Genomic DNA, 23,682 nt, shown 5'->3' with positions numbered 1-23,682 from the left:
ATGTCAACATACCTTATTGGCGACGTTCACGGTTGCTACGATGAACTGATCGCATTATTAGCGCAGGTTGAATTCGATCCGCGGAGAGATACGCTGTGGCTGACCGGCGATCTGGTGGCCCGAGGCCCGGGATCGCTGGAGGTCCTGCGCTATGTCAAATCTCTGGGCGACAGCGTACGACTGGTGCTGGGCAACCATGACTTACACCTGCTGGCGGTCTTTGCCGGTATCAGCCGCAACAAGCCGAAGGATCGTCTGAAATCACTGCTGGAAGCGCCGGATGCCGATGAGCTGCTCAACTGGCTGCGTCGCCAGCCGCTGCTGCAGGTGGATGAAGAGAAAAAGCTGGTGATGGCCCACGCCGGCATTACCCCGCAGTGGGATCTGGAGACCGCCCAGCAGTGCGCGCGCGATGTTGAAGCAGTGCTCTCCAGCGACTCCTATCCTTTCTTCCTCGATGCCATGTACGGCGACATGCCGAACCACTGGAGCAACGAGCTGAGCGGCCTGGCGCGCCTGCGCTTTATCTCTAACGCCTTTACCCGCATGCGCTACTGTTTCCCGAACGGCCAGCTGGATATGTATTCGAAGGAAGCGCCCGAGGACGCCCCGGCGCCGCTGAAGCCGTGGTTTGCCATTCCCGGCCCGGTCAGCAATGCCTACAGCATTGCCTTTGGCCACTGGGCTTCGCTGGAGGGACGCGGCACGCCGGAGGGGATTTACGCCCTGGATACCGGCTGCTGCTGGGGCGGGGAACTTACCTGCCTGCGCTGGGAAGATAAGCAGTACTTCACCCAGCCGTCAAACCGGCAGAAAAGCCTCGACGAAGGCGAAGCCGTCGCGTCCTGACTCTTCCCGGATAGCGGCGCGTTGCGCCTTATCCGGGCTACCTGCGGCGTCGTTTTGTCGGGTGGTGGCTAACGCCTTACCCGACCTACGTTTATGTGCTATTTGTCGCTCCGGGGAGCGCTTCAGAAAGAAGACGAAGCCCGCGATGGGAAACACGACGCAGTCCCGTAGGCCCGCGCAAGCGCAGCGCCGCCGGGCAAGAACTGCGGGCGCGGAGCCACTTTTGTGTCGGGTGGCGGCTAACGCCTTACCCGACCTACGTTTAAGTGCTATTTGTCGCCCCGGGGAGCGCTTCAGAAAGAAGACGAAGCCCGCGACGGGAAACATGACGAGATACTGAGTGCGCCATCGTCGCGCAATTCATGCAAAAGAAAACCCCGGTCACGCCAGACGCGACCGGGGTTTTTTTATCGCTATCCTGCCCGCTTAACGGCGTTCGAGGATCTCAAAGCAGTAGCTATGGGAGTTCTGCGCGTCGGCGTCATGAAACTCGCTGAACACCGACTCCCATTCGTCCGGATCGTAATCCGGGAAATGGGTATCGCCTTCCACTTCCGCATCAATATGGGTCAAGTAGAGCTTCTGCGCTTTCGGCAGGAACTGCTCATACACCCGGCCGCCGCCGATCACCATAATCTCTTCCACATCGCCGCAGGCGGCAATTGCTTCTTCTACGGAGGAGACCCACTGCACGCGATCGTCGCTGCCGGGTTTGCTGCTGATCACGATATTTTTACGCCCCGGCAATGGGCGCCCAATGGATTCCCAGGTCAGACGCCCCATCACCACCGGCTTATTTAACGTGTTGCGTTTGAACCAGGCGAGATCGGCAGGCAGGTTCCATGGCATGGCGTTTTCCATACCAATGACGCGATCTACCGCTAACGCCGCAATCAGACTGATCATTCATTCATTCCCGAGTGCAAAAAATTGTCGCCACTATACGGAAAGCGTACAACTTCGTCGACTGGCCGGAGGGTAAAGAATAAGAAAATTTTCTGATTTGCTGGCAAGCCCACGTTCACACCGTGGGCCGCCAGAAGAGGATCCAAACGAAAACAAAATGTTACTGGTCAGCCTCAGGCTGAGGGCTTATTTTCCGGCTCATCGGCGATATCCCCGGTGTGCCTGCCCTCTTCCGTACCCTGCCAGCCATGACGCTGCACCAGCGACAGATGATGACGATCTTCGTTGATGATGCCGGTCAGCATATCGCTGGTCCGCTTGAAGACCGCCACCCGCGACGCGGCATCGTTTTCCGCCATCGCCACCATCTCTTCGACCATCTGCAGGTTGAATCGTCGAAACAGATCGGCCCGCTCGCGCGCTTCATAGGCGCCGAGCCCCAGCGCCTCCAGCGTCATTCGGCCGGACTTCAGCGCCGCCTCGAAGGTTTCACGCTCCGGGGCCTCGACGCCAGCCTGGCGCAGCTGAATGTAATGATCGACATCGCGGGCGCGAGAGATGATCTGCAGATGCGGAAAATGCTCTTTTACCCTCGCCACCAGCTCCAGGCTGACGTGCGGATCGTCAATGGCATTGATCAGCACTTCCGCCTTTTCGGCCCCGGCCGACTCCAGCAGATCGACCCGGGTGGCATCGCCGTAGAAAACCTTCATATCAAATTTGCGCAGGGTATCGACATGGTCCGGGTCATGATCGAGGATCACCATCTTCACCCCGCTCGAGAGCAGCAATCGCCCGGCAATCTGCCCGAAGCGGCCAAAGCCGGCGACAATCACCCGCGGCTGCTCTTCATCAATCTCGTCAGCATCACGCGCCTGGCCGCTGGACGATTTCTCCAGACGGGTCAGCAGCACCAGCAGAATGGGGGTTGCCGCCATCGACAGGGCCACCGCCAGGGTCAACGCTTTTGCCCATTCGCCGTCCAGTACATCCGCCATCCGCGCGGCGCCAAACACCACAAACGCGAACTCACTCCCCTGCCCCAGCAGCACCGCAAACCAGCGGCGCTGGGCGCGCGGTACGCCAAGCGGCCTGGCGATAAGCCACAGCATCAGCATTTTTATCGCCAGGAAACCGACCAGCAAAATCACAATACGCAGCGGATGGGTGACCAGGGTGCCGAAATCAATCGACATGCCGACGCCGATAAAGAACAGCCCCAACAGCAGTCCTTTAAACGGCTCAATATCACTCTCCAGCGCATGACGATATTCGGAACTGGCCAGCAGCACCCCGGCGAGAAACACCCCCCTTCGCCATCGACAGCCCCACCTCTTCCAGCAATAAGCCAAAGCCGAAGACCAGGAACAGGGCCACGGCGCTGAACACTTCGCGCAGGCCGGAACGGGCGACAAAGCGCAGCAGCGGGCGGGTCAGATAGCGCCCAAGGACCACCACCAGCGCCAGCGCTGCGGCCACTTTCAGCGCGGAGAGGGCAAAAGCCATCAGCGAAGTGGCGCCGCCGCTGGCCGCCAGCAGCGGGATCATCGCCACCAGCGGGATCGCGGCGATATCCTGGAACAGCAGCACCGCAAAGGCGCTGCGCCCCATCTGCGACACCGTCAGATTGCGCTCATTCATCGCCTGCATAGCAATGGCTGTGGAAGAAAGCGCCAGAGTCATACCAATCAGCTCGGCCACCTGCCAGCGCAGGCCCAGCAGCATGCAGAACAGGCCGATCAACACCCCGCACGCCACCATCTGCAGTGCGCCGCCGCCAAACACCGAGGCGCGCAGCTTCCATAAGCGCTGCGGATCGAGCTCCAGACCAATGACGAACAACATCAGCACCACGCCAATCTCGGCAAAGTGCAGAATCGCCTCGGCATCGGTCACCAGCCGCAGCGCCCACGGGCCGATAATACAGCCGGCGATGAGATAGCCCAGCACTGACCCCAGCCCCAGACGGACGGCGATGGGCACAATCAGCGCCGCGGCGCCGAGGTAAATCAACGCCTGTATCAGCGTATGGCTATCCATTCTGGTGTGCCTCCTGCCAGTCGATTAAGCGTTGACGATAGCGGCGGGCCTGCGCCTGCAGCGTTTCATCATCGCAGATAAAGGTGCAGTGCATAGCGAACGGCGGCAGCCATTTCATCCCGCAGTAAAGCGCGGTTGCCTGCAGAGGCTGCGCCAGCACCGGGAAACCGGGAAACGAACCGATATCAAAGTGGCTTTCACCGCCGCCGGTAGTGACCGCCCACATCAGCGATTTACCGCGCAGGGCAATACCGTTATGGCCATAGGCCCAACCGTGCGACAGCACCTTGTCCATCCACAGCTTGAGCAGCGGCGGTACGCTATACCATTGCATAGGGTGCTGCCAGATAACCAGATCGGCACGGGCCAGCGCCGCCTGCTCGGCGGCAACATCGATATTAAAGTCGGGATAGAGTTGATAGAGGGAGCGTATCTCTACGCCTTCAAGCGTCCCTGCCTGTTCAAGCATTCGCTTATTCGCATGAGAATGCTGCGGATAAGGATGCGCATAAATTATCAGAATCATTGATTGGCCTGCGTTTGCTCTTGTCGTAATCAGCAAGAGTGTAGACAGTTAAGCGAACCGCTTACAATGATAACTGTGATTTATGTCGCGATGGCTTACGCAACGCGCGCCCTGAGGGTTAACGTCAGGCCTTAGTTATCCAGCTCGTCCATGGACTTCACCTGGTCGCGGTTAATCTGCTCCACGCGGCCGGTTTCGGCATTTTTGTATGAGACGAGGCCGGTGTCATCATCCACCTGCGGTTTGCCGCTGGTAACAATGGTCTTGCCGTCGGTGGTTTTGATCGACTGATTCGATGAGCAGCCGGCCACGAACATGATTGCCGTCGCTGCCAGTGCGGATGCCACCAGAATATTGTTCCGCATTGTATCCTCCTGTCTTTTCATCAATAGGTATCGTTATGGTGCTAACTATAGTTAGCCTGACCCGACAGGGGGTTAAAAGCAGAACTCTCTGAAGATGGCTGCGGCCAAAAAAATAGGCTGACGATGTCATCAGCCCAGGATTGTTGCTATCCGGCCAGGCCGGGAAGCTTATTTAGTGATTTGCGCGTGCATTTCCTGAACCGAAATCACCTTCTCGGTGGCGTCAGCGTTCAGCGCCATCGCGGTGGCAAAGCCGCCGTTCAGGGTGGTGTCGTAATGCACTTTGTACTGCAGCGCGCTGCGGCGAATCAGCTTGGAGTCTTCAATCGCCTGGCGACCTGCGGTGGTGTTGATGATGTAGGTATATTCGCCATTCTTGATGCGGTCCTGAATGTGCGGACGACCTTCATGCACCTTGTTCACCAGACGCGGGTTAATGCCCGCTTCACCCAGCACAATCGCCGTACCGTGAGTCGCATCCAGCTCGAAGCCAAACTTCAGCAGCTTCGCCGCCAGGTCAACCACGCGCTCTTTATCGCCTTCGCGGACGGAGAGCAGCGCACGACCCTGTTTCTTCATGGTCGAGTTGCTGCCCAGCTGCGCTTTGGCGAACGCTTCGGCAAAGGTGCGGCCGACGCCCATCACTTCCCCGGTGGAGCGCATTTCTGGCCCTAACAGCGGGTCAACGCCCGGGAATTTATTGAACGGCAGGACCACCTCTTTCACCGAGTAGTACGGCGGGATGATCTCTTTGGTCACGCCCTGCTGCGCCAGCGTCTTACCGGCCATCACGCGCGCCGCCACTTTCGCCAGCGGGACGCCGGTGGCTTTGGAGACGAACGGTACGGTACGCGCCGCACGCGGGTTGACCTCAATCAGATAAACTTCGTTATCTTTCACCGCGAACTGGACGTTCATCAGGCCGCGAACCTGCAGCTCGAAGGCCAGCTTCTGCACCTGCTCGCGCATCACATCCTGAATCTCTTTGCTCAGGGTGTAGGCCGGCAGGGAACAGGCGGAGTCGCCGGAGTGGACGCCTGCCTGCTCGATATGCTCCATGATGCCGCCAATCAGCACCATTTCGCCATCGCAGATGGCATCGACATCCACTTCAATCGCATCGTCGAGGAAGCGATCCAGCAGCACCGGCGCGTCGTTGGAGACGCTGACCGCGGTCTGGAAGTAGCGGCGCAGATCCTGCTCGTCATAGACGATCTCCATCGCCCGGCCGCCGAGCACATAAGACGGACGCACCACCAGCGGGTAGCCAATCTCTTTCGCTTTCTCTACCGCCTGCTCAATGGCGGTGACGGTGGCGTTCGCCGGCTGCTTCAGCTTCAGACGGTCAACCGCGTGCTGGAAGCGCTCACGGTCTTCCGCCCGGTCGATAGCGTCCGGACTGGTACCGATAACCGGCACGCCGGCAGCTTCCAGGGCACGAGCCAGTTTCAGCGGGGTCTGGCCGCCGTACTGGACGATAACGCCTTTTGGCTTCTCGATGCGCACGATTTCCAGCACGTCTTCCAGGGTCACCGGCTCAAAATACAGACGGTCGGAGGTGTCGTAGTCGGTAGAGACGGTTTCCGGGTTACAGTTGACCATGATGGTCTCGTAACCGTCCTCGCGCAGCGCCAGCGAGGCGTGTACGCAGCAGTAGTCGAATTCGATACCCTGACCGATACGGTTCGGGCCGCCGCCGAGGACCATGATTTTATCGCGGTCAACGGACGGGTTGGACTCACACTCTTCTTCATAAGTGGAGTACATGTAGGCGGTATCGGTAGCAAATTCCGCAGCGCAGGTGTCCACGCGCTTGTAGACCGGGTGCAGGTCATACTGGTCGCGCAGCTTGCGGATTTCCGCTTCCCGCACGCCCGCCAGCTTCGCCAGACGCGCATCGGCAAAGCCTTTACGCTTCAGGGTGCGCAGGAAGTCAGCGTCGAGGCCGTTGATGCCCACTTCCGCCACTTTCTCTTCCAGACGGACCAGCTCTTCAATCTGTACCAGGAACCAGCGGTCGATGTTGGTCAGGTTGAAGACGCCGTCAACCGAGAGGCCCGCGCGGAACGCGTCAGCGATATACCAGATACGCTCAGCGCCGGCATCTTTCAGCTCGCGGCGGATTTTGGTCAGCGCTTCCGGGTCGTCGAGGCTCACTTTCGGGTCGAAGCCGGTAGCGCCCACTTCCAGACCGCGCAGCGCTTTCTGCAAGGATTCCTGCTGGGTACGGCCAATCGCCATCACTTCGCCGACAGACTTCATCTGGGTGGTCAGACGGTCGTTGGCGCCGGCGAATTTTTCAAAGTTAAAGCGTGGGATTTTAGTGACCACGTAGTCGATGGACGGTTCAAAGGAAGCCGGGGTGCGGCCGCCGGTGATGTCGTTCATCAGCTCGTCAAGGGTATAACCTACCGCCAGCTTGGCTGCCACTTTAGCAATCGGGAAGCCGGTGGCCTTAGAGGCCAGCGCCGAGGAGCGGGAGACGCGCGGGTTCATTTCGATAACGATCAGGCGACCGTTTTTCGGGTTGACCGCGAACTGCACGTTAGAGCCGCCGGTTTCGACGCCGATTTCACGCAGCACCGCCATCGAGGCGTTACGCATGATCTGGTACTCTTTGTCGGTCAGGGTCTGCGCCGGGGCAACGGTGATGGAGTCACCGGTGTGGATCCCCATGGCGTCGAAGTTTTCGATGGAGCAGACGATGATGCAGTTGTCGTTCTTATCGCGCACCACTTCCATCTCGTACTCTTTCCAGCCGATCAGCGATTCATCGATCAGCAGTTCGTTGGTCGGAGAGAGATCCAGGCCGCGTTCGCAGATTTCTTCGAACTCTTCGCGGTTATAGGCGATACCGCCGCCGGTGCCGCCCATGGTGAAGGACGGACGGATGATGCACGGGAAACCAACGTCGGCGGCAACCGCCAGCGCCTCTTCCATCGTGTGGGCGATACCAGAGCGCGCGGTGTCGAGGCCGATTTTTTTCATTGCGATATCGAAACGGCGACGGTCTTCGGCTTTATCAATCGCATCGGCGGTGGCGCCAATCATGGTCACGCCGAATTCAGCCAGGACCCCCTGACGCTCCAGCTCGAGCGCGCAGTTCAGCGCCGTCTGGCCGCCCATGGTCGGCAGCACCGCATCCGGGCGCTCTTTTTCGATGATTTTACGCACCACTTCCCAGTGAATCGGCTCGATGTAGGTGGCATCGGCCATTTCCGGGTCGGTCATGATGGTCGCCGGGTTAGAGTTCACCAGGATAACGCGGTAGCCCTCTTCGCGCAGCGCTTTACAGGCCTGGGCGCCGGAGTAGTCAAACTCACACGCCTGACCGATAACAATCGGGCCCGCGCCCAGAATCAGGATACTTTTTATGTCTGTACGTTTTGGCATTGCTCTTTTACTCCTGATTATTTCGCGGACTGACGGTATTGCTCAATTAACTCGATAAAGTGGTCGAACAGCGGCGCGGCATCGTGCGGCCCCGGGCTCGCTTCAGGGTGCCCCTGGAAGCTGAACGCCGGTTTGTCGGTACGATGGATCCCCTGCAGGGTGCCGTCGAACAGCGACTTATGGGTCACGCGCAGGTTGGCCGGCAGCGTCGCCTCATCTACAGCGAAACCGTGGTTCTGGGCAGTGATCATCACCACGTTGTTATCAATATCTTTTACCGGGTGGTTGCCGCCGTGGTGGCCGAACTTCATCTTAATGGTCTTGGCACCGCTCGCCAGCGCCAGTAGCTGATGGCCAAGGCAGATGCCGAATACCGGAATATCGGTCTCAAGGAATTTTTCAATCGCTTCGATAGCGTAATCGCACGGCGCCGGGTCGCCAGGGCCGTTGGAGAGGAAGATACCGTCCGGATTGAGCGCCAGCACGTCCGCGGCGGAGGTCTTCGCCGGCACCACCGTCAGGCGGCAGCCGCGGTCAACCAGCATGCGCAGGATGTTGCGTTTCGCGCCGAAGTCATATGCCACAACGTGGAACGGCAGCTCGCTTTCCGCTTTCGCTTCCGGCAGGTCGCCCGCCAGGGTCCAGCTGCCTTGCGTCCAGCTATAGGTTTCTGCGGTGGTCACTTCCTTCGCCAAATCCATGCCGTTCAGGCCTGGGAACGCTTTCGCTTTTTCCAGCGCCAGCTGGGCATCCGGGCTGTCGCCCGCGATGATGCAGCCGTTTTGCGCCCCTTTCTCACGCAGCAGACGCGTCAGCTTGCGGGTATCGATATCGGCAATCGCCACGATGTTATGGCGCTTCAGATAAGAAGAGAGGTCTTCAGTACTGCGGAAGTTGCTGGCAATCAGCGGCAGGTCGCGAATAACCAGACCCTGCGCATGTACCTGAGAAGATTCTTCATCGGCGGCGTTGGTGCCGACATTACCAATATGAGGATAAGTAAGAGTGACGATTTGGCGGGAATAGGAAGGATCAGTGAGGATTTCTTGATAACCGGTCATTGAAGTATTGAAAACGACTTCCCCAACCGCCGTGCCGGTTGCCCCGATGGCCCGACCGTGAAACTGGGTTCCGTCTTCCAGAACCAATAGCGCTGACTTAATCAAAACATCCTCCAGAGAATATCCACTCACTTTATTTGCATATTAATTCATAAACACGATCTGAATCAATGCAAATCTGTTGCCCGCAGATTTTTGGCAAACGGCGGCATTCTGGAGAGATGTCGGATAAAAGTCAACTTAAAGCGGAGATTTTTAATGTCATTTTACGCCACTGGTGCGTAACACGTGATTTTTACGCCAAAAAGATCAACAAACCTGGCTGAGAAAACGCTTGCGGATGTGGAAGAGTGTAAAACAGAGCGATGATCGACAAAAAAGTGGACCAGATGGTCAAAATTTACATTTCATTCACTAAAAAACACGCCAATACTGTATTTTTTACGCATTAGACTTAAAACATACACCGTAACTCGCAAAAATAAAAAAGGGCAACAAAATATTGCCCTCTGCATCAATAACTTATTGATAGCAATAACCACATCACGATGGGTAATAATCGTTATAAACTATTCAGATCCAGCACATCACGCATATCAAACAGGCCATTTTTCTTGCCTTTCAGCCATAATGCTGAACGAACAGCGCCATTTGCAAAGGTCATGCGGCTGGACGCTTTATGGGTGATTTCAATACGCTCACCGATGTCAGCAAACATTGCCGTATGCTCCCCGACGATATCGCCCGCGCGAACGGTCGCGAAGCCGATGGTGCCCGGGACGCGTTCGCCAGTGTAGCCTTCACGACTGTAGACCGCGCAGTCCTTAAGATCTTTGTTCAATGCCCCGGCGATCGCTTCGCCCATCGCCAGCGCGGTGCCTGACGGCGCATCCACTTTATGCCGGTGGTGCGCTTCGATAATTTCGATGTCGGTATAGTCGCCCATCACCTTCGCCGCCTTCTCCAGCAGCTTCAACAGGACATTGACGCCAACGCTAAAGTTAGCGGCGAAGACAATGGCAATGTCCTGCGCGGCATCGCGAATCGCCTGTTTGCCAGCGTCGTCAAAACCGGTGGTGCCGATGACCATCCCTTTGCCGTGCTCGCGGCAAAACGCCAGATGGTTCAGCGTGCCTTCCGGGCGGGTAAAATCGATCAACACGTCGAAATCATCTTTTACCGCCGCCAGGCTGCTCTGCACCGCGACGCCCGCTTTGCCGGCGCCCGCCAGCTCGCCGGCGTCGCTGCCCACCAGGCTTGACCCTTCGCGCTCCAGCGCCGCGCCCAGCGCCACGCCTTCCATCTGCAATGCAGCCTGAATTAACTGGCGTCCCATCCGGCCGCCCGCGCCGGCGATGGCCACGCGGATTTGTGCATCATGCATAGCTATTCTCTTTTGTTAACATTACGTAAATTGTTTTCAGAGTAACCAGCCCGTCAGCGGGCCGCTACTCAAAAACGCCGATAATTAGAAATTTATGACAAACGGCGGACGATATCAGTAAAAACTATACGATTGTGCCGCGATTCCGTGTTTACCGGATGACAACCGGGAAGGCTAATGATGGCGCCCTCGCCCGTACAGTGCGGGCGAAGGCGGTATTGCAGTGGGTTACAGCGGGAAAAGCGCGCCGGCGGGAAACGCGGATAAAAACCAGGTCACCGCCAACAGATCGGCGCTGCCGCCAGGGCTGAGATGGCGGGCAATCAGCTCATCGTCAAACTGTCGCAGCGCCTCCAGGCCGCCGTCCGCCAGCACGCCGCCCTGCCACAGCAGTCGCTGCGCCTCCTGCTGGACAAAGTTCAGCCCGGCAAGCCCGCCGCGCGAGACCAGGTTGGTGTCATCATTCCACGCCATCAGATGCAGCAGGGTTTGCAGTAGCGCCAGATTACTGTCGCCGGTCTCTTCCATCATGCGGGTAAAGACTGGCATGGCCTGGGTACGCACCGTCAGGAAACCGCTCTCCGCCTCGCCGCGGGCCCCGGAGAGACCATAGCGCAGAAAATGAGCCTCGCCTTTACTGAGCCGTTCCCCGCCAGCAGAAGACAACTCCTGCATAACCATGCCGCGACAGAAACGCGCCACCTGGTCGCAAAGCCGGTGCTGCTCTATCGGCTCACCTTTCGACACCAGCCTGCCCGCCGCCGCGCTGAGCAGGCCAAAAGCGAAGATCGCCCCGCGATGGGTATTCACCCCGCCGGTGGCCTCCAGCATATCGTTCTCACAGGCCATCCCTACCGGGCGCAGCATCATCAATACCTGCTCCGGCGCGACCGCCGCAGTATCGTGGCCCATGATGAAAAATTTCTCCATCCACGGAGCCACCACCGCGGTGCTGGCCTCAAACGAGGCCAGATCCATATCCCAGTGCGCGCCAGCGTTACGAATATCCACCAACCCGGGCTTTGGGGTCAGGCGAACTTCGGTCAACAGCGCGCGCTCTACCGCGCTGACCACCTCTTCGGCACTCAGTGGCTTCACGCGCCGCACACGCGCAGGATTAATTAACACGTCGCTCATGGCCTTTCCCCTCTGTGTTTAGTCGCTGTTTTTCACCTGACGAATCACATCGATGACCGAACCGTCGCGATAGCGCACCACCGCCACCACCCGATCGGTGAATTCGATCGGCTGCGGCTTGCCAGTCAACAGCTCAGCACGCTGCTGCAGTTCCTCAATGGTCATCAGCGGAATGCCTGCGCTGCGCAAATTGTCGATCAGGTCCTGACGTGCCGGATTGACCGCAATGCCGTGGTCAGTGACCAGCACATCCACGCTGGCCCCCGGCGTGACGCGGGTCAGCACCTTTTCCACGACGCAGGGAATACGGCCGCGAACTAACGGCGCGGTAATAATGGTCAAATCCGCACCGGCGGCGGTATCGCTATGGCCACCGGACGCCCCGCGCAGCACACCGTTAGAACCGGTCATCACGTTAACGTTAAAGTCGATATCAATTTCCAGCGCGCTGAGCATCACCACGTTTAAGCGCTCGCAGGAGGCGCCTTTGGAGCCCGGGCTGGCATACTGATTGGTGGAGATCTCGACATGGTTCGGGTTCTGCGCCAGCGAACGCGCCGCGTCGCCATCGAAGGACTGGGTATCGAGCAGCGTTTTGATCAACCCTTTTTCGTGCAAATCGACCATCGTCCCGGTGATACCGCCGAGGCCGAAGCTGGCGGTAATGCCGTTACGGCGCATTTTATCTTCAAGGAAGCGAGTTACTGCCAGCGAGGCGCCGCCGGTACCGGTCTGCAGCGAGAAACCCTCTTTAAAGTAACCGGAGTGCTCAACGACTTTCGCCGCCTGGCGGGCGATCAGCAGCTCGCGCGGGTTGCTGGTCAGACGGATGGCACCCGCGGTAATTTTTTGCGGATCGCCGACTTCATCTACCTGGACTATCAGATCCACCTGATCCTGGGCAATACTGGCCGGATAGTTAGGATAATCCACCCACTCTTCGGTCAGCAGCACCACGCATTTAGCGTCCTCGGCATCGACGCGCGCGTAGCCCAGAGAACCGCAGCGTGATTTACCGCTAAAGCCGTTGGCGTTGCCAAACTCATCGCAGCAAGGAACGCCGAGAAACGCGACATCAATCGACAGCTCGCCGCTTTGAATCAGCTGTACGCGACCGCCGTGGGAGTGGATCTGCACCGGGTTTTCCATTAAACCGGCGGAGATCTCCTCGCCCAACTTGCCGCGCAGGCCGGAGGTGTAGATCTGGCGGATCACACCATTTTTAATATGCTCGATCAGCGGCCAGTGGGCGTCGATCAGCGAACTGGATGCCAGGGTGAGATCGCGAAAACCCATTTCCGCCAGCTTCGCCACTACCATATTGACGACTTTGTCACCGCCGCGAAACGCGTGGTGGAACGAAATGGTCATGCCGTTTTGCAGGCCGGAACGACGAATCGCCGTTTCCAGCGAATCGCAGATTTTACGCTGACGTTTTTCGCTTTCGCTGGCTAACCACGGGCTTTTCGCCGTTACGCCGGCATAAGGTGTCAGTCCATTCGGCATCACGTACTGCTGATTAAGCATTGCTACTGTCTCTTTCATCTTATTCCCCTTAATCACGAATACCGGAAGCCGAGAGCGCCACCACTTTGCGAGCATGGTCGATAATCGGTCCATCGATCATCTTGCCGTTCAGCGATACCACACCCAGACCTCGCGTTTCGGCTTCTTCCGCCGCGGCAATCACTTCCAGCGCGTGATCGACCTCTTTGCGCGTCGGGGCATAGACCTGATGCAGGAGTTCAATTTGTCGTGGGTTAACCAACGATTTGCCGTTAAAACCGAGGTTTTTGGCCAGATTCGCTTCCGCCAGGAAGCCCTCTTCGTTATTGATATCCGACCACACCACGTCATAGGCGGCGATGCCGGCAACGCGCGCGGCATGCAGTACAGCGCAGCGGGCGTAGAACAGTTCAGTACCGTCGCCGCGGGAGGTGCCCATATCCATCACGTAATCGAAGGCCGCCAGCGCGATCGCCGCCAGACGCGGGCTGGCACGGGCGATTTCCACCGCGTTCACCACGCCCAGCGCCGACTCGATCGCCGCCATTAACTTGGTGCTGCCCACTTCCCGGCCGCACTCGCGTTCAATCCGCTCAACATGCGCTTCCAGCTCATGGATATCTTCTTTGCTGTCGGTTTTCGGCAGACGCACCATATCCACGCCCGCGCGGACTACCGCTTCAAGGTCGGCAAGACCGAACGGCGTATTAAGCGGGTTAATGCGCACCACGGTTTCGATATCCTGATACAGTGGATGCTGCAGCGCCTGATACACCAGCAGACGAGCGGTATCTTTCTCGCGCAGCGAAACGGCATCTTCCAGGTCGAACATCACCGCATCGGCGCCGTAGACGAATGACGTGCTTAACATGGCGGCATTGGCGCCAGGGATGAACAACATACTGCGACGTGGTTTCATAGCTGGCTCCATTGTAATTGGGTCTGTTGCGCCGCGCGCAGCGCCGCGGCCTGTACGCGAGCTCGCAAAACACATTCCAGCGCGCCTTTATCATCGACCACCACGTTGGCCTGTTTCACGCCAAGCTGAGCCAGCGTTTCTCTCACTACCTGCTCAATCGCAGCGCCAAACTGTTGTTTCACAATGCTGTCGATTTCCAGCTGAATGCCCGGCTGCGCCGCGGGTCCAATCCTGACCATCACATCGCTGGACTCCAGCGTGCCGGCCAGGGCGTCAATCTTCATTTCCATAGGGGAAAATCCTTAGTTAGGGCGTATAAATCAGGCGGTTTGATGTTCGCTTTCCGCCAGTTGCATCAGAAAAGAGAGGGTTCCCGGCGGTACCAGCGCCGCGACCGCCTGCCAGTTGCGCTGTCGATAGAGGTCGCGCACTCGGGAGGCCGACACGGGTCCACCATTTTTTTCGATTCGCGCAAGCTCAACTACTTCAATGGGCGGCGCGTCGCCTGGCGCTTCCAGTAGTGACTTCATGCGCTGGTTGTAATTACGGGTCAGGGGACACAGCGGCTCGGTGCCGACAAAGCGATGGGTAATCTGCAGCGCCGGGGCCAGGCGCTCGCGGAAGAGCTGCAGGTCAATCTGGCTGTGGCAGTCATCAACCACCCCCTGCTCTTTCAGGAAATAGCCGGGGAACGTCGCCCGCGAGATCAGATACGCCGAACCGGGATGCAGCGTCACCTTATCGATGCCGGTAATCCCCTGTTCAATGAGCTTGAAGCGATCGTGATAGGAAAAGCAGGACGCATCTTCTTTGACCACAAACAGATGCAGCCAGTCGCACTGGCTGGCCGCCTGTTCTACCAACCAGCGGTGGCCGAGGGTGAAGGGATTGGCATTCATCACGATAGCGCCGATTTTTCTTCCCGGCTGACGGTACATCGCCAGCTGTCGACAGTAACGAGTCAGCCGTTCGCGGCTATTTTCCATTAGCACGGCGCGGTCGCCCGCCTGGGCTATCGGCCAGAAGCCGGCGCCGGAAAATAACGCGGCATTGCAAGGTTTAGTGAACAAAAACAGTTCGCTGCGCCCCAGCTCATAGGCCAGCGTCAGGAGCTCGGTCAGTAATTTAAGGCTCAGCCCCTCCCCCTGCAGCGAGGGATCGATGGCGATGCATTTCAGCACATTGCCGGCGATAGCACCGCAGCCGACCAGCCGCTGCTGATACTCGGCGATAATCGCCATTTCGCAGTCGGCCTCTAACGACAGTTGATGCTGGCGGAGAAACCGATCGATCGCCTCTCGCCGCGGTTTATCTTTTGATAGCTGAACGCGTTTTAATATCAGTGTCATTTTTTAGCGCTTCGTCATTTCAAAACGAACTGTATTTCGCCAGCGTTCGGCTATGGATTCTTGTATTTAAGTCACAGTTTTTCTCGTGGCTTAATTGGCTTTATGGTTTTTATGTTGTTAATTAATTCAGAATCATAAAAACAATTAAATTAATAAAAAACACGAGTATTCAGTGAAGATAATCACACCTTACCCCTGGGTCTATTTATTACTATGCGCCGGTCTTACTACTCCATCAATAAACAGGATAACGTTTATGACTAACATGAGTCAGGCTCCGGCGACGGAGAAAAAGGGCGTTAGCGATCTGCTGGGATTTAAAATCTTCGGCATGCCGCTCCCCCTTTACGCATTTGCGTTAATTACACTATTACTTTCACATTTTTATAACGCATTACCCACCGATATCGTCGGCGGCTTTGCCATCATGTTTATTATCGGCGCTATATTCGGGGAAATTGGCAAGCGCCTGCCAATATTCAACAAATATATCGGTGGCGCTCCGGTGATGATTTTCCTGGTGGCGGCTTATTTTGTCTACGCAGGTATTTTTACGCAGAAAGAAATCGATGCTATCAGCAACGTTATGGATAAGAGTAACTTCCTTAACTTATTCATCGCGGTATTAATTACCGGAGCAATTCTGTCGGTAAACCGCCGCCTGCTGCTGAAATCACTGCTCGGCTATATTCCAACTATCCTGATGGGCATTGTCGGCGCGTCTATTTTTGGCATCGCTATCGGCCTGGTGTTCGGTATTCCAGTGGATCGCATCATGATGCTGTACGTCCTGCCGATCATGGGTGGCGGCAACGGCGCGGGCGCGGTCCCCCTGTCGGAGATTTACCACTCCGTCACCGGTCGTTCTCGCGAAGAGTATTACTCAACCGCTATCGCTATTCTGACCATCGCTAACATCTTCGCCATCGTCTTTGCCGCCGTCCTCGATATCATCGGCAAAAAACACACCTGGCTGAGCGGCGAAGGGGAACTGGTGCGTAAAGCCTCGTTCAAAGTGGAAGAAGATGAGAAAGCGGGACAAATCACCCATCGCGAAACCGCCGTCGGTCTGGTGCTGTCCACTACCTGCTTCCTGCTGGCCTACGTCGTGGCGAAGAAAATTCTGCCCAGCATTGGCGGTGTGGCTATTCACTATTTCGCGTGGATGGTGCTGATCGTCGCCGCGCTGAACGCCTCCGGGCTGTGCTCACCGGAAATCAAAGCCGGTGCTAAACGCTTGTCTGATTTCTTCTCCAAACAGCTGCTGTGGGTGCTGATGGTCGGGGTCGGCGTCTGCTACACCGACCTACAGGAAATTATCAACGCCATCACCTTCGCTAACGTTGTTATCGCCGCCATTATCGTTATCGGTGCGGTGCTCGGCGCGGCGATCGGTGGCTGGCTGATGGGCTTCTTCCCAATAGAATCGGCCATCACTGCAGGCCTGTGTATGGCCAACCGCGGCGGCTCCGGCGACCTGGAAGTTCTCTCTGCCTGTAACCGTATGAACCTTATCTCTTATGCGCAAATCTCCTCCCGTTTGGGCGGCGGTATTGTGCTGGTCATCGCCAGCATCGTGTTCGGCATGATGATTTAACCCATACGCACGATGGCACGTTGAACTGACAGGTGAAGAACGAATCAGGGTCCCATGCCGGGAGCGGCAGAGGGAAATCCACCCTGCTCCTTAGCCAGAAACCTTGTCAGACAGCGCGTCATCGTGCCCCTATTTGAGATGTATAAATGACTGACAATGCCGTCCTGTTAGGCGAAGGCTTCACCCTGATGTGTCTCGGCATGGGCTTTGTGCTGGTGTTCCTGCTGCTGCTCATTTTCGCCATCCGGGGAATGTCCCTCGCCGTCAACCGCCTGTTTCCTGAGCCGCCTGCCGCCCCCAAACCGGCGCCGGCCGCCGTCGCGCCCGCCGACGATTTCGCCCGCCTGAAGCCGGCGATTGTCGCCGCCATTCACCACCATCGCCGTCTTCACCCTTAATTCACGGAGGAATTCATGACCGTTGCCATTACCGATGTCGTCCTGCGCGACGCCCACCAGTCCCTGTTCGCCACCCGTCTGCGTCTCGACGATATGCTGCCCGTTGCCGCTCAGCTGGACGACGTCGGCTACCGCTCGCTGGAGTGCTGGGGCGGCGCCACCTTTGACGCCTGCATCCGCTTCCTCGGCGAGGACCCGTGGGTCCGCCTGCGCGAGCTGAAAAAGGCGATGCCCAAGACCCCGCTGCAGATGCTGCTCCGCGGCCAGAACCTGCTCGGCTACCGCCACTACGCCGACGACGTGGTGGAGCGCTTCGTCGAGCGCGCCGTCAAAAACGGCATGGACGTCTTCCGCGTCTTCGATGCCATGAACGACCCGCGCAACATGCAGGCCGCCCTGCAGGCGGTCCGCCGCCACGGCGCCCACGCCCAGGGTACGCTTTCGTACACCACCAGCCCGGCCCACACCCTGCAGACCTGGCTCGACCTCACCGAACAGCTGCTGGAGACCGGCGTTGACTCCGTCGCCATCAAGGACATGTCCGGCATTCTGACGCCGCATGCCGCCTTTGAGCTGGTCAGCGAAATCAAGAAGCGCTATGACGTCACCCTGCACCTGCACTGCCATGCCACCACCGGGATGGCGGAGATGGCGCTGCTGAAGGCCATTGAAGCCGGGGTCGACGGCGTGGATACGGCGATTTCGTCCATGAGCGCCACCTACGGCCACCCGGCCACCGAGGCGCTGGTCGCCACCCTCGCCGGCACGCCGTACGACACCGGGCTGGATATCCACAAGCTGGAGAGCATCGCCGCGTACTTCCGCGAGGTGCGCAAAAAATACCACGCCTTCGAAGGCCAGCTGAAGGGCACCGACAGCCGTATCCTCGTCGCCCAGGTGCCGGGCGGGATGCTCACCAATCTCGAAGGCCAGCTGAAGCAGCAGAGCGCCGCCCACCGTCTGGATGAAGTGCTGGCGGAAATCCCCCGCGTGCGCGAGGACCTCGGCTTCATCCCGCTGGTGACCCCGACCTCGCAGATTGTCGGCACCCAGGCGGTGCTCAACGTCCTGACCGGCGAGCGCTACAAAACCATCGCGAAGGAGACCGCCGGTATCCTGAAGGGCGAGTACGGCCGCACCCCGGCCCCGGTGAACGCCGCCCTGCAGGCGCGGGTGCTCGACGGCGCCGACCCGGTGACCTGCCGCCCGGCGGATTTACTCAAGCCGGAGCTGGCGCAGCTGGAAGCGGATGTCAGACGCCAGGCACAGGAGAAGGGCATCACGCTTGCCGAAAACGCCATCGACGACGTGCTCACCGTGGCGCTGTTCCCGCAGCCCGGCCTGAAATTCCTCGAAAACCGCCACAACCCGGCGGCCTTTGAGCCGGTACCGCAGGCGGAAGCCGCGCAGCCAGTGGCAAAAGCAGAAAAACCTGCCGCCTCCGGCGTCTACACCGTGGAGGTGGAAGGCAAAGCCTTTGTGGTCAAAGTCAGCGACGGCGGTGACGTCAGCCAGCTGACGGCGGCTGCTCCTGCCTCTGCACCCGCCGCTGCCGCCCCGGCCGGCGCCGGTACCCCGGTGACCGCCCCGCTGGCGGGCACTATCTGGAAGGTGCTGGCCAGCGAAGGCCAGACGGTGGCCGCAGGCGAGGTGCTGCTGATTCTGGAAGCCATGAAGATGGAGACCGAAATCCGCGCCGCGCAGGCCGGGACCGTGCGCGGTATCGCGGTGAAAGCCGGCGACGCGGTGGCGGTCGGCGACACCCTGATGACCCTGGCGTAAGGAAAAGGAACGGAAATGGAAAGTCTGAACGCCCTGATTCAGGGCATGGGGCTGATGCACCTCGGCGCCGGCCAGGCCATCATGCTGCTGGTCAGCCTGCTGCTGCTCTGGCTGGCGATTGCGAAGAAGTTCGAGCCGTTACTGCTGCTGCCGATTGGCTTCGGCGGCCTGCTCTCCAATATCCCGGAGGCCGGGCTGGCGCTCACCGCCCTGGAGAGCCTGCTGGCTCACCACGACCCGGCGCAGCTGGCGGTGATTGCCGCGAAGCTCCACTGCGCGCCGGACGTCCACGCCATCAAAGAGGCACTGGCGCTGGCCCTGCCGTCGGTACAGGGGCAGATGGAGAGCCTCGCGGTGGACATGGGCTACTCCGCCGGGGTGCTGGCCATCTTCTATAAGGTGGCGATTGGCTCGGGCATCGCGCCGCTGGTCATCTTTATGGGCGTCGGGGCGATGACCGATTTCGGCCCGCTGCTGGCTAACCCGCGCACCCTGCTGCTGGGGGCGGCGGCGCAGTTCGGGATCTTCGCCACCGTGCTCGGGGCGCTGACGCTGAACTACTTCGGCATCATCAGCTTCACCCTGCCGCAGGCGGCGGCCATCGGCATCATCGGCGGCGCCGACGGCCCGACGGCGATTTACCTGTCGGGCAAGCTGGCGCCGGAGCTGCTGGGGGCCATCGCGGTGGCGGCGTACTCCTATATGGCGCTGGTGCCGCTGATCCAGCCGCCGATCATGAAGGCGCTGACCACGGATAAGGAGCGGAAGATCCGCATGGTGCAGCTGCGCACGGTGAGTAAGCGGGAGAAGATCCTCTTCCCGGCGGTGCTGTTGCTGCTGGTGGCGCTCCTGCTGCCGGACGCCGCGCCGCTGCTGGGGATGTTCTGCTTCGGCAACCTGATGCGCGAGAGCGGCGTGGTGGAGCGGCTGAGCGATACGGTGCAGAACGCGGTGATCAACATCGTCACCATCTTCCTCGGGCTGTCGGTGGGGGCCAAGCTGGTGGCGGACAAGTTCCTGCAGCCGCAGACGCTGGGGATCCTGGTGCTGGGGGTGATCGCCTTCTGCGTGGGGACCGCAGCCGGGGTGCTGATGGCGAAGCTGATGAACGTGTTCAGCCGGCACAAAATCAACCCGCTGATTGGTTCCGCGGGGGTGTCGGCGGTGCCGATGGCGGCGCGGGTGTCGAACAAGGTGGGTCTGGAAGCGGACGGGCAGAACTTCCTGCTGATGCACGCCATGGGTCCGAACGTGGCGGGGGTGATCGGCTCGGCGATCGCCGCCGGGGTGATGCTCAAGTACGTGCTGGCGATGTAGGCCGGCATCCTTCCCGGAGGTGTGGCTGTCGCCCCACCTCCGGGCTGATTTGATACCCACTCTTGGCATGACGGGGCCGGGCACATGTCTGAAATTTTCTGTTCTGTGCTCCACCTGTCGGCGCCGGGGGCGCAAAACGGGGAGAATAACAATTTAATGTCTATCTACCCAATGTATACCCGAAAAATCACCCACTGGTTTGCCAGGCGATCGTTTCAGAATCGCATCTTCCTGCTGATCTTATTCACCTCGACGATCGTCATGCTGGCGATGTCATGGTATCTGACAGACATTACCGAGGAGCGTCTGCATTATCAGGTCGGGCAACGGGCGCTGATTCAGGCGATGCAGATTTCGGCGATGCCGGAGCTGGTGGAGGCAGTGCAGAAACGCGATCTCGCCAGAATCAAAGCCCTTATCGACCCCATGCGTTCGTTCTCCGACGCCACCTACATCACCGTCGGTGATGCCAGCGGCCAGCGCCTCTATCACGTCAATCCTGATGAAATCGGCAAATCGATGGAAGGCGGCGATAGCGATGAGGCGTTGATAAACGCTAAAAGCTACGTGTCAGTGCGCAAAGGCTCGCTGGGATCGTCGCTGCGCGGTAAATCGCCGATTCAGGACGCAACCGGCAAGGTGATCGGCATTGTGTCGGTAGGCTATACCATTGAGCAACTGGAAAACTGGCTCAGCCTGCAGATAAGTTCGCTGCTGATCCCGATGGCCATCATGTTACTGCTTCTGCTCTTTTGCGCCCGCCGCTTCTCACTGCATATCAAAAAACAGATGCTCAATATGGAACCCCAGCAGCTGTCACAGCTGTTGATCCAGCAAAGCGTGCTGTTTGAATCGGTGTTCGAAGGGCTTATCGCCATCGACTCCGATTATAAAATCACTGCGATTAATCAGACTGCGCGTCGCCTGCTCAATTTGAGTCAGCCGGAACCGACGCTTATCGGCAAACGGATCAGCAGCGTTATCTCGCAGGAGGTCTTCTTCTACGATGCGCCACAGACCAATAAAAAAGACGAGATCGTTACCTTCAATCAGATCAAAGTGATCGCCAGCCGGATGGCGGTGATCTTAAACAATGAGCCACAGGGCTGGGTGATCAGCTTTCGCAGCAAAGACGATATCAACACCCTTAGCCTGCAGCTTAGCCAGGTACAACAATATGCCGATAACCTGCGCGCCGTACAGCATGAGCATCGCAATCTGATCTCCACTATCGCCGGTCTGCTGTTTCTTAAACGCTATAACCAAGCGCTGGAACTGATCCAACAGCAGTCGGAAAGTCACCAGAAGGTGATCGATTTTATTGCACGCAATTTCCAGGACAACCACCTGGCCGGGCTGTTGATCGGCAAATATTACCGGGCCAAAGAGCTTGGACTTGAGCTGATTTTCGATCCGGCCTGCTTCGTTGATAGATTACCTACCGCCCTTTCGCACAACGAATGGATCTCGATCGTGGGGAATCTACTTGATAACGCCTACAATGCCAGCCTGCGTCAACCGCAGGGTTCAAAACAGATCGAATGCCTGATCAACAGTGATGGCCAGGAGGTGATCATTGAGATCGCCGACCAGGGATGCGGCATTGACGAGGCGCTGCGCGATCGGATCTTCGAGCGCGGCGTCACCAGCAGCGCCAGCAAAGATCATGGTATCGGACTCTGGCTGGTACGCAGCTACGTGGAACAAGCAGGCGGCAGTATCGTCGTCGAAAATAATATTCCTTTTGGCACCATTTTTACGCTTTATATCCCCCTGACCCGAGATGAACATCATGGATAGCATCACTACTCTTATTGTTGAAGACGAACCTATGCTGGCGGAGATCCTGGTGGATAACATTAAACAGTTTCCCCAGTTCGACGTCATTGGTATTGCGGATAAGCTTGAGAGCGCCAGGAAACAGCTCAGACTGTATCAACCGCAGCTGATCCTGCTGGATAATTTTTTACCCGACGGCAAAGGTATCGATCTGATCCGCCATGCAGTCAGTACACATTACAAGGGACGGATTATCTTTATTACTGCGGATAATCACATGGAAACCATCAGCGAAGCGCTGCGTCTTGGGGTGTTTGATTACCTGATAAAGCCGGTGCACTATCAGCGCCTGCAGCACACGCTGGAGCGCTTTGCCCGCTATCGTAGCTCGCTGCGCTCCAGTGAACAGGCCAGCCAGCTCCATGTCGACGCGCTGTTTAATATTCAGGCCCGGGAACAAACGGAACCCGCCAGCGCACCACTGCGCGGGATCGATGAAAGCACCTTTCAGCGCGTGCTCCAGCTGTTTGCCGACCCGACGGTGGTGCATACCGCCGACTCGCTGGCCCGTATCCTCGGCAGCAGCAAAACCACCGCTCGCCGTTATCTGGAACAAGGAGTGAAGAACGACTTTCTGGAAGCGGAAATCAGCTACGGCAAGGTTGGCCGACCTGAGCGTATCTATCACGGCAAGCAGACCTATCCTGAGCAGAGATAAAACGCTTACGCCAGGGTGTAGCTGACCACCAGCTGCCCCTTCTTCATCTTAATCTGACTAATGACAATGTCGCCCAGCTCCGCCAGACGGGCGACGTGGGTGCCTCCGCAGGGATAGGCTGGCAGCTCGCCGAATCCCACCTTGCGCATGCCATCAGCGAACGTCACCTGACGCGGTAAGTCCTGCGCCTGCCATGCCTTTACTAACGCCAGTAGCGCACTGGCGTCCGGCAGCGCGGCGCTATTCCTGCTGGTAAAGGTTATCCGCCCTTCGCCGGGCCAGTGGTGCGCTTTCACCGGTTGCCAGCCAAGCTGTTCGCCCGCCAGGCCAAGCAGGTGGCCGACAGAATGCAGACGAGCATGCAGCTGTCTCGCGGAGGCATCAATTTTCATCTCCACTTCACCGAGGGGAAGGGGTTGCGACAGAATATGCAGCACCCTTTCGCCGCGCACAGCCACCGTCTCAACCACCTGCCCGGCAATCCATCCACGGTCCGCCGGTTGACCGCCCCCTTGCGGGTGAAACAGCGTCCGATCCAGTTCGATGGCGTAACGGCCATCCGCTTCTGCAGTGCAGGCGATGATCTGGGCGCGCCCGTCGGTAGCATCGCTGGTGTAATAAACCCGTTCAGTCATAGTGATTCTCCTCTCTGTCCG

At 58.4% G+C, this 23,682-nt stretch carries 19 protein-coding genes and 1 pseudogene; 7 read left to right on the top strand and 13 right to left on the bottom strand.

Annotation, left to right across the window (positions count from 1 at the left end):
• Window positions 1-849, top strand: a complete 849-nt coding sequence (apaH, locus tag BHE81_RS00825) for a bis(5'-nucleosyl)-tetraphosphatase (symmetrical) ApaH (protein ID WP_004177431.1) — start codon at window positions 1-3, stop codon at window positions 847-849.
• Window positions 850-1,275: 426 nt separating this feature from the next.
• Here apaH and folA read toward each other — a convergent pair whose 3' ends face one another.
• From folA to citC, 12 genes and pseudogenes are all read right to left on the bottom strand, one after another.
• Entirely contained in the window at window positions 1,276-1,755 is a 480-nt protein-coding gene (gene folA, locus BHE81_RS00820; protein WP_002888320.1) for a type 3 dihydrofolate reductase, read from the bottom strand.
• Window positions 1,756-1,928: 173 nt separating this feature from the next.
• Window positions 1,929-3,795, bottom strand: a pseudogene (gene kefC / locus BHE81_RS00815) (glutathione-regulated potassium-efflux system protein KefC).
• Complete coding sequence (gene kefF, locus BHE81_RS00810; RefSeq protein WP_002888068.1) at window positions 3,788-4,321, bottom strand: glutathione-regulated potassium-efflux system oxidoreductase KefF; 534 nt, start codon at window positions 4,319-4,321, stop codon at window positions 3,788-3,790. Before kefF ends, kefC begins: the two are co-directional and overlap by 8 nt.
• A gap of 131 nt (window positions 4,322-4,452) precedes the next feature.
• Window positions 4,453-4,686 carry a YgdI/YgdR family lipoprotein gene (locus tag BHE81_RS00805; RefSeq protein WP_002888059.1) on the bottom strand — a complete coding sequence of 78 codons (234 nt, stop codon included), beginning with the start codon at window positions 4,684-4,686 and terminating at the stop codon, window positions 4,453-4,455.
• Between the two features lie 168 nt (window positions 4,687-4,854).
• The gene (gene carB / locus BHE81_RS00800) at window positions 4,855-8,079 is read right to left on the bottom strand and encodes a carbamoyl-phosphate synthase large subunit (RefSeq protein ID WP_002888056.1); all 3,225 of its coding nucleotides are present in this window, start codon (window positions 8,077-8,079) and stop codon (window positions 4,855-4,857) included.
• Between the two features lie 17 nt (window positions 8,080-8,096).
• A complete protein-coding gene (gene carA / locus BHE81_RS00795) occupies window positions 8,097-9,245 on the bottom strand; it encodes a glutamine-hydrolyzing carbamoyl-phosphate synthase small subunit (protein ID WP_004212571.1) in 1,149 nt (382 codons plus the stop codon).
• Window positions 9,246-9,702: 457 nt separating this feature from the next.
• Complete coding sequence (gene dapB, locus BHE81_RS00790; protein WP_004151369.1) at window positions 9,703-10,524, bottom strand: 4-hydroxy-tetrahydrodipicolinate reductase; 822 nt, start codon at window positions 10,522-10,524, stop codon at window positions 9,703-9,705.
• Between the two features lie 228 nt (window positions 10,525-10,752).
• Window positions 10,753-11,661, bottom strand: a complete 909-nt coding sequence (gene citG, locus BHE81_RS00785) for a triphosphoribosyl-dephospho-CoA synthase CitG (RefSeq protein WP_004222628.1) — start codon at window positions 11,659-11,661, stop codon at window positions 10,753-10,755.
• A gap of 18 nt (window positions 11,662-11,679) precedes the next feature.
• Entirely contained in the window at window positions 11,680-13,206 is a 1,527-nt protein-coding gene (gene citF, locus BHE81_RS00780; RefSeq protein WP_023343003.1) for a citrate lyase subunit alpha, read from the bottom strand.
• A gap of 10 nt (window positions 13,207-13,216) precedes the next feature.
• Window positions 13,217-14,086, bottom strand: coding sequence for a citrate (pro-3S)-lyase subunit beta (gene citE, locus BHE81_RS00775; protein ID WP_004151372.1), 870 nt, complete (start codon window positions 14,084-14,086; stop codon window positions 13,217-13,219).
• A complete protein-coding gene (gene citD, locus BHE81_RS00770; RefSeq protein ID WP_004151373.1) occupies window positions 14,083-14,376 on the bottom strand; it encodes a citrate lyase acyl carrier protein in 294 nt (97 codons plus the stop codon). The genes citE and citD overlap by 4 nt, the downstream gene beginning before the upstream one ends.
• Before the next feature lie 30 nt (window positions 14,377-14,406).
• A complete protein-coding gene (gene citC, locus BHE81_RS00765) occupies window positions 14,407-15,435 on the bottom strand; it encodes a [citrate (pro-3S)-lyase] ligase (protein WP_032428213.1) in 1,029 nt (342 codons plus the stop codon).
• Between the two features lie 256 nt (window positions 15,436-15,691).
• Here citC and citS point away from each other — a divergent pair, with 256 nt between their 5' ends.
• The 6 genes from citS to BHE81_RS00735 all read left to right on the top strand — a co-directional run bounded on the left by citS (window position 15,692) and on the right by BHE81_RS00735 (window position 23,026).
• On the top strand, window positions 15,692-17,032 hold the full coding sequence (gene citS, locus BHE81_RS00760; RefSeq protein WP_004151375.1) for a citrate/sodium symporter CitS: 1,341 nt from the start codon (window positions 15,692-15,694) through the stop codon (window positions 17,030-17,032).
• Window positions 17,033-17,178: 146 nt separating this feature from the next.
• The gene (locus BHE81_RS00755; RefSeq protein ID WP_004151376.1) at window positions 17,179-17,430 is read left to right on the top strand and encodes an oxaloacetate decarboxylase subunit gamma; all 252 of its coding nucleotides are present in this window, start codon (window positions 17,179-17,181) and stop codon (window positions 17,428-17,430) included.
• A 15-nt stretch (window positions 17,431-17,445) separates the two neighbouring features.
• Complete coding sequence (gene oadA, locus BHE81_RS00750) at window positions 17,446-19,212, top strand: sodium-extruding oxaloacetate decarboxylase subunit alpha (protein ID WP_020802797.1); 1,767 nt, start codon at window positions 17,446-17,448, stop codon at window positions 19,210-19,212.
• 15 nt (window positions 19,213-19,227) lie between these two features.
• Entirely contained in the window at window positions 19,228-20,529 is a 1,302-nt protein-coding gene (locus BHE81_RS00745; protein WP_110246427.1) for an oxalacetate decarboxylase subunit beta, read from the top strand.
• Between the two features lie 171 nt (window positions 20,530-20,700).
• Window positions 20,701-22,329, top strand: a complete 1,629-nt coding sequence (locus BHE81_RS00740) for an ATP-binding protein (protein WP_004151379.1) — start codon at window positions 20,701-20,703, stop codon at window positions 22,327-22,329.
• Window positions 22,322-23,026: a response regulator gene (locus tag BHE81_RS00735; protein WP_004222618.1), complete on the top strand. Its 705-nt coding sequence runs from the start codon at window positions 22,322-22,324 to the stop codon at window positions 23,024-23,026. Before BHE81_RS00740 ends, BHE81_RS00735 begins: the two co-directional genes overlap by 8 nt.
• Window positions 23,027-23,031: 5 nt before the next feature.
• Here BHE81_RS00735 and BHE81_RS00730 read toward each other — a convergent pair whose 3' ends face one another.
• The gene (locus tag BHE81_RS00730; protein WP_012737385.1) at window positions 23,032-23,661 is read right to left on the bottom strand and encodes a hypothetical protein; all 630 of its coding nucleotides are present in this window, start codon (window positions 23,659-23,661) and stop codon (window positions 23,032-23,034) included.
• Between the last annotated feature and the right edge of the window lie 21 nt (window positions 23,662-23,682).

Origin of the sequence: Klebsiella sp. AqSCr (assembly GCF_008452795.1) — a bacterium.
Taxonomy (GTDB): Bacteria; Pseudomonadota; Gammaproteobacteria; order Enterobacterales; family Enterobacteriaceae; genus Klebsiella; species Klebsiella pneumoniae.
This window is presented reverse-complemented; position numbering and strand designations above follow the sequence as displayed.